Here is a 14,972-nt window from a genome sequence, read left to right as displayed (position 1 = left end):
ACCGCTCCACTCTATCATTTGTTTTATGAATTAAGTATATGATTTATATGATTTGGTGTGAATTTATTAAAGTAACCACTTGAAGGTGACTTTTGTCATATGAATCGGTTCTTGAATAGCTCGGGCTAATCCTATATAATAAGAACATATATTCGTAAATTAGGTGATTTCTATGACTGATCTAGCAACTGGTACATATAAAATGACTACTTTACATACACATGAGAAAAATCGATTCTTCCGTGCGATTAACAAGGCACTGCGTAATCAAGAGCCCTATTTCTATCTTGAGGGAGATATTACGTATAGCATTTCGTATGAGAATACGTATCTGCTAGTTTCTGCGGCTGAAGAGTCGTCGCTGCCGAATGCGAGCATTTATCCCGTCCTCATGAGCAAATACGGCAAGGCAGATCTGACCTCTGTAAAGAGCAGCGCTTTGAATCCGAGGGTTAAGATTTTTAAAATGGGCTGGCAAATGGATAAGATTGTGCCCATTGCATAAGAATGATGAATGCCCGAAGTGACGAAGTACATTAGATTTTTAGGTCAAAATTTCTAATGGGGTGGTGAGATTGATGAGAACAAAAGTAATGATAATAATCTCTATTTTATCTCTATGTATCGTTCTATTCTCACCACCAAAATTTATCGCAATTTATAGCCGTTCAGGGATTTAGAATGAAATTTGGAAATATTCAATAGTCTATGAATGGTTACTTATTATCGAGCACTAACTCCGAAGAAATATTCATTTTCCCTATCCTCATACCTGTTGGAACAAATACGATAATCGCCATACTAAATAAAACAATCATGATGATACCAACAAAACGCCAATCTATAAAAACTTGAGTAGCTTCTAGCAGATTAAGGCTATAACTCAGAAGCAGTCCAATGGTTACCCCCGATACACATCCAATCAAAATGTACAGCATAATTTGAGTGAGGATAAATTGCATAATCCCCTTCTTTGTTACCAATAATGTTCGTAGGATGGCAAACTCTTTCCTTTTGGAGTTAATATTATTCATTAGGGTGTTGAACACACCAAACATTACACTGAGAAGTATCACTATAACCAATGCAATGAATATGGACCATCTTTGGTAAAAGAGTTGTTGTGATTCTTCTAACGATTTCTCTAAGGTACTGATTTGCAATTCCGGATATCGTGATAGCAGCTCCTCCAATTGAACCAATGTTTGCTTTGTATCGGTAGTTTGAATGTAGGCTTTATCAAATCTAATATATTCATCTACGAATGTATTATTGGACCAGTCCATGAAGATACCATTGCCTGGAATCTTCTCCATAATAGCGGCTACGGATACTTTGTCTACAGGAATCCATTTCCGTTCTGTGAACGAATACAAAGCAAGTACAATTTGATCCCCAATTGCAAGCCCGTAATGCTTGGAAACCTCCTCTGTAACAATAATACTTTTCATATCAGCATCATTAACCGGTGGAACAAGCCCTTGTTTTTCCATTTGCCTCAAATCAACCAATGTATAATTTAAGTCTATGAATTTATCACCCTGTACAATAGCCAGTTGACTGGTGTTGCTTAACGTACTCACAACTACGTTCGGGATCTTACTAATCTCTTTGCGCAAATCAGAGGAGTCTATACCAGAACCTTGCCCTACCCGGTTCTTTACTACTATCTCTGTTGAATACTCTTTTTTCAAATACTGCTCATTGGTCTGTTCAATAGTCTTTAGGAAAGCGGAACCGAAAACAGTAATAATCATTAGAAAGCTAATAATCAATATGATAAAGGTATTCCTTTTTACTTGCGGGAGGACGTTTTTAGTAGCAATATAGGGTATCTTTCCAAATAACCTTTTGATGATTGGCAGCATGCTGGTCAATGTAAGGGTAAGATAATGGGGGAACAACCTCATGATTCCAATCATTAATAATACGATACCTATTAAACCACAAAGTAACCGTGGACCCGTTCCATTGATCAATACAGCAAATACTAGAAAGATTGCTCCGCCTACCAGCATGAACTTGCCGAGCTTGGGGATCTTCTTACCATATGAAAAGTCCGTCTTCTCATTCTCTTGCATAATCCGAATTGGTAATACCTTGCTGCTATTATAGGCCGGTATTAACATAAACGCTTCTATCACAATCATACAGATGAGCATAACGATTGTAGCTGTCATATGGTTAAAATTCATCGCTCCAGTTGGAAAAGAATAGATCTTCTCAATTCCCACTTGTAGAAAACGATGGCTGAGAAATGCCAGTAAATAACCAAGAACGCCTCCGACAAAATTAATGATGCTGCACTGAAACAGTACCATTCTAAACAGTTGATGGGTCGTGGCGCCAATGGATCGCATGATAGCAAATTGATTTCTAGACTTATACAACACTACCTCATAATTGGAAATGATGATCAATGAAGTAACAATTAGTATAAGAATCATTGCAACCGTGATAAATACGCGTAGTGAAGACAGATTGCTTACCAAAAATTCATTCTCTTGTGCTACGTCAATTCTTAGTTCAGTATCAATGTCCCGAATGTGATCAATCAACAGCGGCAAGTCCGCATTATCTTTAGCTTTAATCAGTAGATAGGTCGCTTCCTGATTCTCAATGTGGCTGTTTGCTTTCATTATTTCTTTAACATCGAATCTGGATAATACTATAAAGTCAGAAGTTGCCCCAGAAGCGTCCAAGTCAGGAATAACTTCTTTAACAACAAATGGTCTATTCTCTATTTGGATGCTTTCACTGACCTGGACTTTTAACGCTTGAGCCAGTCCCGCATTCAGGATCAATTCATTGGCTGCTATGTCGCTGCTAAAGTGATACCTGCTCTTGGCTAATGAGTCGTTATCAATTCCTATGGTATATACGAGTGAGGATAACCTGTCTATCCTTAAGTGCGTAAGCAATACACTAGAGATCTGCAAGTCATTTTGGAGTGAGGTGATTTGAGTGAGCAAACGCTTGTCAACCACCTTGTTTTGGTCGAGATTATATCCCACCATCAGGTCCATATTGCCGAACATTTTCTTAACTTCATTTTCGATAGATTGTTTGGCATTTGCTGAGAACACAGCCATCGTAATGATCAAGGATACTGATATCAGCACACTAAAGATAGACACGAATGAAATAAATTTATTTGTCTTAAAGAACCCAATGGCCAATCCGTTAATGGATTTGATCATATTGCACCATCCAATATCTGTTTGAATATCCTTAAGATATTATCCATATCTGACGCATCCTTCTTACATGTATAAGTGTCAACGATTTCTCCATCATGGAAAAAGAGCACTCGATCTGCATAGGTGGATACGTACGGATCATGCGTAACAATAATGATGCTCTGTGCGAATTTTTCCTTCATATTCACAAGTACACCTAAGATGTCGGTTGAAGTATTATAATCTAGATTTCCAGTCGGTTCGTCAGCGAGTACGATGGGAGGGCTAGTAATGATTGCTCTCGCTATGGCAACTCGTTGTTGTTGTCCACCCGAAAGCTGCACAGGCCTGTGGTTTTTCCAATCGGATAACCCGACGATATCCATCATACCTTTTACTTTATTCGAAATTTCCTCTTCCTCTTCACCTTTAAGTATAAGCGGTAATGCGATGTTATCTTCAACGGATAAATCTTTTAATAAGTGGTAGGATTGAAAGACAAAACCGATATTGTCTCCACGGTATATCGTAGCATGAGGTTCTGTGAACATATTATCGGACACTGTGCCATTTAACGAAATGACCCCATCGTTGGGCTTGTCTAGCGCTCCTAGAATGTTCAGCAACGTGCTTTTACCTGAGCCGCTCGTCCCCATTATGGCAAGCATTTCTCCTTGATACAAATCAAAAGACACTGTTTTAAGCGCTGCTACTCTGTTCCCCGACATTTCATAAGTCTTGCTAATATTTTGTACGGATAAAACCACTTTTGCCTCCTTCATATTAAGCCTCCTCTATATGACTATTTTCTTGCTAATCCAAAGAAGTTAGCTACCAAATCAATATCAGGAGACCTTCCAAGGTAGACTAGTAGGGATACTTTTGTAAAATGATCTCATCACTAATATAATAATGTATCAATTGGTATAATCTTACTTTAACATATTCCTTTAAATGTCGAGATTAGTTTTTTTATTTTTAAATTAAAGCACATTATATTCTATGTATTAAAAGAAGTATGCTGAATATGTATTGGCAGTAATTGCATAAATAGCTCATTTTAAATCAAAATATAGCAACGACAAAGAGCATGCCAATGCATGCTCTTTGCCGTTGCTTCCGTATCCAAATAATTAATAATTGTAACACCCGAGAAGTTTTTGTTAAGTAATTTAAATTTTAAAATGGGTTGGCAATTGGATAAGATGCAACCAATCGCATAAGAAAACTTATATTTTCTACTCTATATGCTTATGTATTTTTAAACTGGGAGCTTCAGCTCCATGCAAGGCACACCCTGCTCTATATCTTGTAAATTGTGCTTGATCCATTCGTGCTTCCGTTCATCACTAGATGACAGGTAGATATTGTAGAGCAACAAGAAGATTTCTAGACGGCGCTTCTCGATGAATAATGGCAATTCCTTGACACATTTGGCATCTAGTCGATAATACCGACTATATCCTGTGAAGAAAGAATCTAGGATTTCATTCGCAAGCACGGATACACGCTCGTTCTCGTACACAGGCTTAGCCCAAATGCCAAATACGGAGCCATAATAGACTGCCATCGCAAAGTCTTGAACGAAATAATCGTATCCGCAGTCATCAAAGTCGAAAGCAACCATTTGTCCATTATGGACGTGAAAATTACCGTGATGCAAATCGCGATGACATAGCCCATATGCGCCTCGTTCACGTGGAAGTGCATTGATTTTCTTTTCCAATTGCTGCAATTTCTCATATACCATTCGTTCTTCACTGCTGAATTTCGCAGTATCGAATCCAATCACATCCTGATGCGGTCTTACCGTCATACCCTCTGGAACTGTATAATCCTGCTCCAAGGCATGCATCTTACCCGTAATTTCGCCCCATTGCTCGAAGAGCTTCGTTCCCCAGTCTGGATGCTCTGCGTTAATATGCCCACCTGGCGCATTCTCGAACAGGGTCAGAATAAATGTATCTTCACCAGAGGAGATACTCTCGATCAAATTACCATTTGCAAAAGCAACTGCCCCCGCAATCTGGACACCATGCTTCGCAAGATAGTCGATAAAATGCATTTCGGCCTCCATTAATCCCACCGATCGGTGAGAATCATGGGCAACACGCAGTATTCGATTGTTTCCATCTTGCTTGAAGCTATAAATTACATTTTCAAATCCGCCAATATGTTTAAAAGCCTGTTCGTCTAACCCAATTAGCCGTCCTGCATGTTCGAGCATGCGCTCATCAAATTTGTTTTGCCAGCTTGGCATTATCACTCACACCTTATCATTTAAGATCATTACTTTGACTCCCATATAACGTTTGTGCAGCCATTGCATGCAGCTAATCGCTCTACAGCTTGCTGCAAATTGACTTGATACGGATCAGATGACGCAATTCCATTCTCCCACCATACAGACTTCACCGTTAAAGTCTTGGCTTTGCGATCCGTTCCCATTTCAATTCTGCCGATCAGCTTCGCGTCACATAGTATAGGTAAAACATAATATCCGTATTGTCTAAGATGCTGAGGCGTATAAACCTCCCATTTGTAATCAAAACCAAACAGCTCGGCAATTAATTTGCGATCCCATAATAGATTATCCAGAGGCGCTAGAAAGCGAATCGTTCCACTATTCTTAGACGCTGAGCTTAGCACCTGATCCAATAACGGAACATTCTCCTGTGTAATATAGACGGAATGCTTGATGCCTTCCACCTGCAGCTCTACAATCTTATGATCACGCTGTAAGCTTGCAAAAGCTCGTTTGCGATTATCACTCTTAAAATCACGAACTCCCAGCCAAGCATCGCTAGGTCGGTTCCATAATGCACCTACGCTATTCATCCGCCTCTGTACAAGCCATTCATCATAGGCTTCTCGCGTCTGGTTTGGGTCCTTAGACGAATACAGATCATTCGGAATATAGCGCTCAGCAAGGCCGTAATATCTCCGGGTGCCTTTCTTATGATGAACAATTGCCAGCCCTGCGTAGCACATACATTCTAATGCCGCCTTCGCAAGTCGTTGTGGACCATAATGCCAACTGACTCTTTCCTCAAGGGCAAAGTCAGTCGAGCAGGCATAATCATGCTCCATTAAATAATCTGTTATATAGGCAATGACTTCGCTATATTGTTCACACCAGGAACGATACTTTTCCCGAAATCTTGCAAAATAAGGCCAATCATCCACCGTACAGATGGACATATTCTTATCCCATACATCAAACAAGCTGCGATCCTTATACAAGAAAGCATCAATATCGCCTCTCTCATATGTGGAACATCTTGCTTGCAAGACAAGATCGGGATTCTTCCCCACGACGTCAAGCGGATCGAATTGAATACAGCCCACCTTGCGAATATAATCGACGAGCTGATGATGCTCCAACGCTGTCTCATCCGTTAGATGATGATAGGCAACTAAATATTGGGCCAATTGCTCCTTCGTTACGAATAAGGGTTTCATGATTAGCACCAGCTTTGCAGAATGTTTGATTGCCTCCCTATAATTAGACACGCATACCCCATATTCCTGCTAATTTAACTAATATTCAGAACATATATTCGTAATATCGGGATAAATATTCCCATTCCTATAGGATTACATTCGACAAATCTCTGAAGAGCAAGTCTCACAATGACAAGAATCTTCAAAATAACTTAAATCTTTGACTTTTATAATCCCATCCTTATATTCCAGAACATCCTGTGCTCTAAGCTCAATAATCATGCGATTCACACTCTCACGCGTTGCCGAAATCATATTGGAAAGCTCTAAATGCGTAAGCTTCTGACGAATGACAATATGATCGCCAACCTTTTCACCATAAGAATTACATAAGCGAAGAATCGTCGAGCATAACGCAGCATGTTTCCCAAAGAATAACAGATCGCGCAATTTAGACTGTGTGATTAAATGCTGTGTACCCAACCATTTGATAAAATCATGGGAAATAGTAGGATGCTGATAAATCAGCTCTTGAACATCCTGCTGATCCATAATACCGATCGTTGCGCTTTCCATAATTTCAGCCGTATAGCTATGCTTCGTCTGGACGAGCGGACTACCATGACAGATTAAATCCCCAGCCTGGAACACATATAAAGTAAACTCTTTGCCCTCATGCGTGGATTTCGTAATTTTGACACTACCGCTTTTGACAAAAAATAATTTATCCGACGTATCGCCTTCCCAGAACAAATAAGATTTTTTCGGAAAAAAATGATCTTTCATTATGTTGGACAATCTTCTGAATGTATCCTCTGATAAGCTGCCTGTATTTCCTTGCCTAAGATCTAAATCCATTTCTAATTCAAGTGTGCCTAAAGTCATAGTTTTCTCTCCTTCTCTCTTTGGATATAACATTTTGCACATTTTTAATGTGAAATTATTCACATCTATATCTTACCATTATTATTCCATCTCGTACACATATAATTTGTGAAAATAATTACCGATTGCTTTTGACCTAAGGCAAATGTACTTGCATCCCCGTCTTAGCTAGTTGAACATTGCTTGGCAAAGCATAAGAACGCTGGATATCCACCCCATGCCCCATATGGGTATAAATCATTTGTTTTGCTCGTAATTCCTGATTCAGCTGTTCCGCCTCCACCATGTCGTATACCGATCTTGAAGTAAACTCCGCTTCTTCATAATAGAAACTTGTTCCGAGGATGAGCAGGTCTAATCCCGTTAAGAATGCCTTCTGATCACTGCTCAAATTAATCGCATCCGAACAATAAGCAAAGCTATACTCCCCTTGCGTAAAACGATACGCATAAGAATAGCCATTGTGACCGTGACAAACCTTATACCAGCTGATGGCCCATCCGCCAAAAGTAAACAATTGTCCAGTAGATTGAAAAGAATCCAGCTCGATAAAATTCAACTGATGCTTGATCCATGGATACTGCCTTTGAATTATCGTAAATACCTCTAGGGGTGCATAGACTGTCCCCTTATGTTTCGTCCATCGACAAGCATCTGCCCAATCTGTTAGCCCCGCAACATGGTCGTTATGTGCATGTGTAATTAGCGCTCGCTCCATTCCTCTGAAACCCAGACGCTCCATCTGCTCACGCCAATCAGGTCCGCAATCAATAAGCAGATTCCCCTCATCTGTCCGCAAAAGTACCGAAGATCGATAACGCCGATTCACCCCTGTTTGACGTGCCTCCATACATACTTCGCAGCTGCAATATATTCTAGGGACACCCATGGCGTCTCCTGTTCCAAGAAATTGTAATGTGGACATAGATAAAACTCCTTTCACACTTTGTTAAACTATTTTCCGTAAAAATAGACCAAAATTTCAAAAAATATTGTAATATAATAAATATAAACCACGAAAGGATGATCCTAACTTTGAAAAAGCTCACATTATGTCTAATCTCTATGCTAACATTCTTGATGCTGCTAACAGGCTGTGGCAGTAACCCCGTACAGAAGGATCTGCTGTCTTATATTAATGATTATATTGTTCCAATGGCGCCTGAAGAAACTAAAATCATGGATCAATTTGAGAGTGTAACGGGAGCAAACTATACGGATGACGAAACACTGTACAACATGCTGATGGATACTATTATTCCAGCATACCGTGATTATAGCGACAAGCTTCAAACAATTCAGCCCGAAACTCCCGAAGTACGTGAACTTCATGAACAATACATTGCATTATCTGTAGTCACGCAATCTACCTTCATTGGTTTTGCAGATGCACTAGAGAAACAAGATTTAGGTCTTGCTAATGAGGCAAATACTAAATTGCAACAAGCCAATAAATTAGGACGCGAATTTCAAACACAATTAAAAGATATGGCTAAGAAATATAAAGTTGAATTTAAAACCAAATAGCCTCATGAAACTACAATATAGAAATGGCTGAGTAGAGATCATCTCCACTCAGCCATTCTTCATGCTATTTTATTCCGTATAGCCAGCGGAAGTATCAATTCCGACTGTGCTTGCCTTCGCATCCCAAGTTACGGCAAAATTAATCGCCTTCGCAATATCTCTTAATTTGAAGTAGTTGCTATTGTTGATCTCATATGCTGTGAATTGCACTTCTTGACCATTCACATAAAGCTTAGCTGTTGCAGGTGTTGCATCCTTAACCGTAGGGTTAGCGGATACTGCAAGCTCGCTGCCATCTGCTTTATAAGCTTCTCCGCCAGTCAAGCTAATTGCGCTCTTAACGCCATCCCATTCCACACTGAACTGCTTGTCAGTTCCGTTAACAACCGTCGCAAGGTCACGCAGCTTGAAGTAGTTGCTGCCATCAATTTCGTAAGCCTCGAACGCCACCTCTTTGCCATTCACCATCACTTTGGAAGCTGTAGGTTTAGCTGAAACTTTCTTAACTTCTGGCTTTGCAGGTGTCTCTTTGCTTCCAGCATCCGCTTTATTCTCAAACATGAAGTTAAGATCAATCACATCAAATAATACATTGTCATCCTTGTCATAAACTGTGAAATCAAACGTAAATACATAGCCTTCCGCAATATCCTTTAATTCTTTATCCCCAATCATAAAGGTTGGAGAATAAACAAGTCGATTATTTACGAATTTCCCTTCATAAATACCTAATAAACCTTCACCATAAACGCCAGGGTTGGAATCAACAAGTACTGCTTGCTTATCTGTTGTAATAATTTCAAAAATGGAGTATGTACCATCCGCATTCTTCTTCGGCGTTTCCATGACGACAACATTAGATAGTTCAAACTCTTCATCATCAATGTTTTTACCAGTTACTGACGTTGTTTCAATAAAATTAGGAATAACGATTTTGTAGCCAGAATCATCGTTCACAAGATTGAATTCCTCACCTTTAAGTCCTGCAGCAAATGCAGGTGCCGCAATACTTGATACTAACATTGTCATCAATAGGGTCATTACGATTGCTTTAAACTTTTTCATAGATAGAGTGCCTCCTCATCGAATATTAATGTTGCTTGTATAAACACCAATCTCCATAATACCAGAATTTTCTACATTTTTATACAAAAAAATAACGCCATTTGGCGCTATTTCATCCATTATCCAATAAATTGTCAAACTTTTTATTGATTATTCCGTATAATCAGCGGAGGAATCTATTCCAACCGTGCTTGCTTTTGCATCCCAATTTACGGCAAAATTAATCGCCTTCGCAATATCTCTTAATTTGAAATAATTGTTATTGTTAATTTCATAAGCCTTCAATTGAACCTCTTGTCCATTAACATAGACCTTAGCTGAAGTAGCTTTAGCCATCTTCCCTGATGGGTTATCGGAAACTGCAAGCTCCTTGCCATCTGGTGTATAGGCTTCGCCTGCTGTTAGAAGAATCGCATTCTTCGCACCGTCCCAATCGACTTTGAACTGCTTGTTTGTTCCGTTCATTACCTGAGCTAGATCACGCAGCTTAAAGTAATTGCTGCCTGCAATTTCATAAGCTTCAAATTCAATTTCTTTGCCGTTAACCATTACCTTGGAAGCAGCCCTCTTAGCTTCAGTTGCAGCATCAGCCTTCGGTTTTTCTTGAGCTGCAGCGTCTGGAGCACCTTTATTTTCGAACATAAAATATAGAGTAGGTGATTCGAATAAGTCGTTGGATCTATATTCATCGTCATAAATAGTGAAGGATAGCGTAAAAATGTTACCTTCAATTACGTCTTTTAAATCTTTATCGCCTAATGTAAACTTGGGGGCATATACGAGACTCCCGTTCGCGAATTTCTCTTGATAGACCCCTATGAAATCCTCACCAAAAATCCTTGGAAATGAGACAGCATTATGTGCTTTCTTATCGGTTGTCACAATTTCATAAATGGGGTATGCACCATCAGCATTCTTTTGCGGCATTTCAACGACAATGATATCTAAAGGATATTCCTTACCGGCAAAATACATCTTAACGATTCTGTACTCAATAAAATTAGGAACAATCAGTTTATAACTGCCATTCTCCGTATCCAAATGGACTTCCTCGCCCTTTATTCCTGCTGCATATGCAGGCGTAGCCATGCTTGATACTAGCGTTATCATCATAAAAATCATTACAAAAGCCATACACTTTTTCATAATAGACCTCCATACAATTGGATTTGCTGCAAACAGTAAAATTTTATAATATCAGAATTTTCGACACTCTTCATCAGCCTATTATTTTTTCACCTTCCGGTAAACTCCCTTTATGTATCCACGTTTCTATCATTTGATTAAAAAAATCTGGCTTCGCCATCGAAATTCCGTGCCCAATTTGCGGTATGATGACACCTGAGCAATTTGAATTGCTTGCCACAATATCCTTTGCAGATTTTTTCATAACGGCTTTTTCTCGTTCACCCACAGTAACCAATATCTTACCATTCGCTTTTTGAAAATCCTTAGGTATTTCAAATGACATATTTTCCTCTAATATTCGAATAAGCGTATCTGATTTCATTTGACTGCTCTCTTTATAATACTTTTCGAAGTATTCCCCATTCACATATAATGTTTTTGCTTGTAGTTTGGCAAACAACCTATTTTGCATTAATGGGGATGTTAATCTAATAGAAGGTCTTATCCACTTCTTGATAGATGTAATAGGTCTCACCAAAGCACTATTTATAATTGCAAAGTCAATCAAATCCGGTTTCATACTCATTAGTTGAATCGTTACTTGTGCGCCTAAGGAAAACCCAATAACGATCACTTTCTTGCCTGTTGCTTTTTCCTGGATTAATTCGATTAGCTGATCTGCGCTATTTTTAATTGAAAAATCTACCTCATCATTACTCTGACCTTGCTCTGGTAAATCTGGAACAACACAATGAAAATTAGTGAAGTATTGAATTTGCTTATCCCACATCCAACCGCTCACTCCACCGCCATGTAAAAATACCATCAGATCAGCGTTTTTATCGCCATATTCTTGATAATGCAGAGCCATCTTAATCATCCCTCACTTTCTTCTTTGTAATGAATCACTTTTGTAAAATTTACTTAGCTATTCTCATTCGCAATGACTTGTAATTTCTCTAGTATTTTCGTCAACTGTTTCAATTCTTCTAGAGACAGCTTTCCATAAAGCTCTCTATTGATTTCATCCTTCAAAAAAGCTAAATCGTTAAAATATTGATTGGCTCTATCAGCGAGATTCAAGACAATTTCACGGCGGTTCTTCGGATTAATAAACCTTTCAATATAACCTTTATCCTCTAATTTATTTAGCAGCTGACTTACTGCGCTTGTTGAAACATTTAACTTATCTGCTAAGTCTTTTGTTGAGGCAACACCTGCTTTTATTAATTCAAGTAATAATACTTGCTTAGTTGTTAGCTCATTATCCAACTTGCCCTCAAATTTTTTGGCTATTTGGATATTTATCTCGTTATGTAAAACGTTCAAATGATTAATATAGTGATCCTTCATCCCAAATAACACCTTCCTTAATTATTAAGATAACTTAACTATAAAGGTCATTTAATGAAATGTAAATAATAAAAAATAGCGCCCTAAGGCGCTATCTGATATTTTATTTATGCTTTTGGCAAGTTCTCTTTGCAGAAAGCAGCTAATGCCTCTTCCTCTTCTGGCTCGATATCGAAATCCAGGTATTCGTTCGTGGTCTTTTCATGCAAATCATATTTAACGATGCGTTGTTCCTCACCATTCACCATATAAATAACGCGAGCATATACGCCATTATCCGAATAAAGCTCATCATCTTCCGGTACATCCAGATCAATATGGAATTCATAGCGATCCCCGGTCAGAATGCCAAATGGATCCTTCACATACTCAGCCGTATAGTCTTTTATATTCAACATATTCTCATCCTCAGCTTCCTCTAGGTCTATGCCTATCATTGTAATACAGTTTCCCCAGAAAAGTACAACAATACATCTCGGGAGCAAAATCATGATATGCTATAACAAGAAGAAAACGAGGTGTGAAAAATGATATTGCATAAAGGTGAAATCTTATTCCGACAAGGTGATCATGGCCCCCTATATCGCATAAACAGCGGCATGCTTAAGATCGTCCGTATCCATGAGGATGGCAGTCAAATTTTGATGAATATTATTACGCCTGGCGAGGTCATTCCCCATCATTCCTTAGTTAGCCCGAACATCAATCACGGAACCGCTATAGCACTGATGCCAACAGAGGTTGAAGTCATTCAAGCGCATGATTGGTACACCAAGCTTCAGGAGAATCCTATGCATTATCGCGAAATTGCTCTGCTGTTACAAGACAAGCTCATGATGCTGCAGCAGCGCATTGACCAGCTCTCCCAAGTAACCCCAATGCAGAAGTTGGAGAAGCTGCAGGCGTGGGCACATCAATTCATTGCTCCGAATACGCTCATTGATATCCTGACGCAGGACGAAATCGGTCAACTCATCGGACTCCGTCGCGAAACGGTTAACCGATTACTTCGTGCCCAAGCGCATGCAACAACTGATCATTAAGCCCCAATGCTTCCAGCAGGGCCGAAGAACTCATAATGAATTCTCTGAGTAGGCACTTGATTAGCTTGTAATGCCGCATATACAGCCTTCATGAATGGGACAGGGCCGCATAAATAAATATCCGCTTCTTCTGACGGAAGAACCGACTTCAGATATTTAGCGTCAATAAAGCCCTCATGATCATAATGATTAACCGTACGATCTTGGCTTAGAGGCTTCTCATAGCAAATGTGTACGGACAGTTGATCATTCTTCTCAGCAAGCTCCTGTACATGCGCCTTCATCGCATGAACTTGTTCATTCTGTGCTGCTTGAATAAACGTTATCTTCCTTTCAGGCTGATTCGCTAACACAGTCTGCATCATGCTCATTAGAGGTGTAAATCCAACCCCTCCACCAATAAACACAACTGGACGAGTGCCTGCTTGATCCAATATAAAATCCCCAGCAGGAGCAGACAGCAGCAGCTCGTCTCCTTCATTCAGCGATTCATGCAGGTATACAGATACCTTGCCTGCCGGCTCTTTAGCGCGAGAATCTTCTCTTTTGACAGAAATCCGATAATAAGGCTTATCTGGAGAATCCGAAAGACTGTATTGACGCATATGCGTATATTCTTCACCCGGAATCTTCATTTGGACCGTCACATATTGACCCGGCAGGAAGCTTGCAATCGCCTTGCCATCTTGCGGAACAAGATAGAACGAAGTAATCACGTCGCTTTCTTGTACTTTGCGGTCAATCCGAAATGCGCGGAAGCCGCTCCAGCCTCCTGCCTGATCCTCAGTTTCCTTGTACATCTCAGCTTCTACCCCAATAAACGCATCGGCGATAACGCCATATGCTTCTCCCCATGCTTGTAGAATCTCATCGGTTGCCGCATCACCTAATACATCCTTAATTGCAGCAAGCAGGTTCTCACCTACAATTGGATAAGCTTCTGGCTGAATTCCAAGACTGCGATGCTTATGACCAATTTGTTTAACGACTGGCAGGATCGCAGCTAAATTATCGATATGAACGGCAGCCGCATAGACCGCATTGGCAAGCGCAGTCTGTTGTCTGCCTTTTTGCTGATTCGTTTGGTTGAAGACGTTCAATAACTCAGGATGGTTCGTGAACAACAGTTGATAGAAGCGCTTTGTTATATCAGTCCCATACTTTTCTAGTACAGGTACGGTCGATTTGATGATAGCAATTGTATTTTCATTTAGCATATTTATATCTCCTTCTGGTCTGAAATAAATGTCACACATTTAATCTACGCCTTCATCAATCAGCCCTGTGTGATTAAAATCACTGTAAATCGCAAGTAATTGTGAAGGCAAAATTAGGCATATAATCGATT

Annotated in this window: 15 protein-coding genes; 3 read left to right on the top strand and 12 right to left on the bottom strand. The window is 39.6% G+C overall.

Annotation, left to right across the window (positions count from 1 at the left end):
• Window positions 1-172: 172 nt before the first annotated feature.
• A complete protein-coding gene (locus E0485_RS09115) occupies window positions 173-505 on the top strand; it encodes a hypothetical protein (RefSeq protein WP_132417709.1) in 333 nt (110 codons plus the stop codon).
• 211 nt (window positions 506-716) lie between these two features.
• Here E0485_RS09115 and E0485_RS09110 read toward each other — a convergent pair whose 3' ends face one another.
• From E0485_RS09110 to E0485_RS09085, 6 genes are all read right to left on the bottom strand, one after another.
• Window positions 717-3,200 (bottom strand): FtsX-like permease family protein, encoded by a 2,484-nt coding sequence (locus E0485_RS09110; RefSeq protein ID WP_132417708.1) that lies wholly within the window; start codon window positions 3,198-3,200, stop codon window positions 717-719.
• A complete protein-coding gene (locus E0485_RS09105) occupies window positions 3,197-3,961 on the bottom strand; it encodes an ABC transporter ATP-binding protein (protein ID WP_132417707.1) in 765 nt (254 codons plus the stop codon). The genes E0485_RS09110 and E0485_RS09105 overlap by 4 nt, the downstream gene beginning before the upstream one ends.
• A gap of 479 nt (window positions 3,962-4,440) precedes the next feature.
• Window positions 4,441-5,439 (bottom strand): phosphotransferase enzyme family protein, encoded by a 999-nt coding sequence (locus E0485_RS09100; protein ID WP_132417706.1) that lies wholly within the window; start codon window positions 5,437-5,439, stop codon window positions 4,441-4,443.
• Window positions 5,440-5,468: 29 nt separating this feature from the next.
• Window positions 5,469-6,641: a DNA glycosylase AlkZ-like family protein gene (locus E0485_RS09095; protein ID WP_132417705.1), complete on the bottom strand. Its 1,173-nt coding sequence runs from the start codon at window positions 6,639-6,641 to the stop codon at window positions 5,469-5,471.
• A 135-nt stretch (window positions 6,642-6,776) separates the two neighbouring features.
• Window positions 6,777-7,508: a Crp/Fnr family transcriptional regulator gene (locus E0485_RS09090; RefSeq protein WP_235857498.1), complete on the bottom strand. Its 732-nt coding sequence runs from the start codon at window positions 7,506-7,508 to the stop codon at window positions 6,777-6,779.
• A 136-nt stretch (window positions 7,509-7,644) separates the two neighbouring features.
• Window positions 7,645-8,433 (bottom strand): MBL fold metallo-hydrolase, encoded by a 789-nt coding sequence (locus E0485_RS09085; protein WP_132417704.1) that lies wholly within the window; start codon window positions 8,431-8,433, stop codon window positions 7,645-7,647.
• 110 nt (window positions 8,434-8,543) lie between these two features.
• Here E0485_RS09085 and E0485_RS09080 point away from each other — a divergent pair, with 110 nt between their 5' ends.
• Entirely contained in the window at window positions 8,544-9,035 is a 492-nt protein-coding gene (locus E0485_RS09080) for a hypothetical protein (RefSeq protein ID WP_132417703.1), read from the top strand.
• A gap of 69 nt (window positions 9,036-9,104) precedes the next feature.
• Here E0485_RS09080 and E0485_RS09075 read toward each other — a convergent pair whose 3' ends face one another.
• From E0485_RS09075 to E0485_RS09055, 5 genes are all read right to left on the bottom strand, one after another.
• Window positions 9,105-10,100 carry a stalk domain-containing protein gene (locus tag E0485_RS09075; RefSeq protein ID WP_132417702.1) on the bottom strand — a complete coding sequence of 332 codons (996 nt, stop codon included), beginning with the start codon at window positions 10,098-10,100 and terminating at the stop codon, window positions 9,105-9,107.
• Window positions 10,101-10,250: 150 nt separating this feature from the next.
• A complete protein-coding gene (locus tag E0485_RS09070; RefSeq protein ID WP_132417701.1) occupies window positions 10,251-11,246 on the bottom strand; it encodes a stalk domain-containing protein in 996 nt (331 codons plus the stop codon).
• Window positions 11,247-11,319: 73 nt separating this feature from the next.
• A complete protein-coding gene (locus E0485_RS09065) occupies window positions 11,320-12,099 on the bottom strand; it encodes an alpha/beta fold hydrolase (protein ID WP_132417750.1) in 780 nt (259 codons plus the stop codon).
• A gap of 53 nt (window positions 12,100-12,152) precedes the next feature.
• Entirely contained in the window at window positions 12,153-12,581 is a 429-nt protein-coding gene (locus E0485_RS09060; RefSeq protein WP_132417700.1) for a MarR family winged helix-turn-helix transcriptional regulator, read from the bottom strand.
• A 107-nt stretch (window positions 12,582-12,688) separates the two neighbouring features.
• Entirely contained in the window at window positions 12,689-12,979 is a 291-nt protein-coding gene (locus E0485_RS09055) for a DUF6509 family protein (protein ID WP_132417749.1), read from the bottom strand.
• 129 nt (window positions 12,980-13,108) lie between these two features.
• Here E0485_RS09055 and E0485_RS09050 point away from each other — a divergent pair, with 129 nt between their 5' ends.
• Window positions 13,109-13,624 (top strand): Crp/Fnr family transcriptional regulator, encoded by a 516-nt coding sequence (locus E0485_RS09050; protein ID WP_132417699.1) that lies wholly within the window; start codon window positions 13,109-13,111, stop codon window positions 13,622-13,624.
• Here E0485_RS09050 and hmpA read toward each other — a convergent pair.
• Window positions 13,621-14,841 (bottom strand): NO-inducible flavohemoprotein, encoded by a 1,221-nt coding sequence (gene hmpA / locus E0485_RS09045; RefSeq protein WP_132417698.1) that lies wholly within the window; start codon window positions 14,839-14,841, stop codon window positions 13,621-13,623. The two genes, E0485_RS09050 and hmpA, sit on opposite strands and share 4 nt — an antisense overlap.
• Window positions 14,842-14,972: the final 131 nt, after the last annotated feature.

This window comes from Paenibacillus albiflavus (assembly GCF_004344915.1).
Classification (GTDB): Bacteria; Bacillota; Bacilli; order Paenibacillales; family NBRC-103111; genus Paenibacillus_AM; species Paenibacillus_AM albiflavus.
Note: the sequence above shows the minus strand (reverse complement) of the source record. Positions and strands in the feature narration are given on the sequence as shown.

Excerpts from the sequence above, each read along its gene's own strand:
- E0485_RS09100 (WP_132417706.1), bottom strand. The coding sequence starts at position 5,439 with ATGCCAAGCTGGCAAAACAAATTTGATGAGCGCATGCTCGAACATGCA.
- E0485_RS09065 (WP_132417750.1), bottom strand. The coding sequence starts at position 12,099 with ATGGCTCTGCATTATCAAGAATATGGCGATAAAAACGCTGATCTGATG.
- E0485_RS09070 (WP_132417701.1), bottom strand. The coding sequence starts at position 11,246 with ATGAAAAAGTGTATGGCTTTTGTAATGATTTTTATGATGATAACGCTA.
- E0485_RS09060 (WP_132417700.1), bottom strand. The coding sequence starts at position 12,581 with ATGAAGGATCACTATATTAATCATTTGAACGTTTTACATAACGAGATA.
- E0485_RS09110 (WP_132417708.1), bottom strand. The coding sequence starts at position 3,200 with ATGATCAAATCCATTAACGGATTGGCCATTGGGTTCTTTAAGACAAAT.
- E0485_RS09085 (WP_132417704.1), bottom strand. The coding sequence starts at position 8,433 with ATGTCCACATTACAATTTCTTGGAACAGGAGACGCCATGGGTGTCCCT.
- E0485_RS09075 (WP_132417702.1), bottom strand. The coding sequence starts at position 10,100 with ATGAAAAAGTTTAAAGCAATCGTAATGACCCTATTGATGACAATGTTA.
- E0485_RS09055 (WP_132417749.1), bottom strand. The coding sequence starts at position 12,979 with ATGTTGAATATAAAAGACTATACGGCTGAGTATGTGAAGGATCCATTT.
- hmpA (WP_132417698.1), bottom strand. The coding sequence starts at position 14,841 with ATGCTAAATGAAAATACAATTGCTATCATCAAATCGACCGTACCTGTA.
- E0485_RS09095 (WP_132417705.1), bottom strand. The coding sequence starts at position 6,641 with ATGAAACCCTTATTCGTAACGAAGGAGCAATTGGCCCAATATTTAGTT.
- E0485_RS09090 (WP_235857498.1), bottom strand. The coding sequence starts at position 7,508 with ATGACTTTAGGCACACTTGAATTAGAAATGGATTTAGATCTTAGGCAA.
- E0485_RS09115 (WP_132417709.1), top strand. The coding sequence starts at position 173 with ATGACTGATCTAGCAACTGGTACATATAAAATGACTACTTTACATACA.
- E0485_RS09105 (WP_132417707.1), bottom strand. The coding sequence starts at position 3,961 with ATGAAGGAGGCAAAAGTGGTTTTATCCGTACAAAATATTAGCAAGACT.
- E0485_RS09050 (WP_132417699.1), top strand. The coding sequence starts at position 13,109 with ATGATATTGCATAAAGGTGAAATCTTATTCCGACAAGGTGATCATGGC.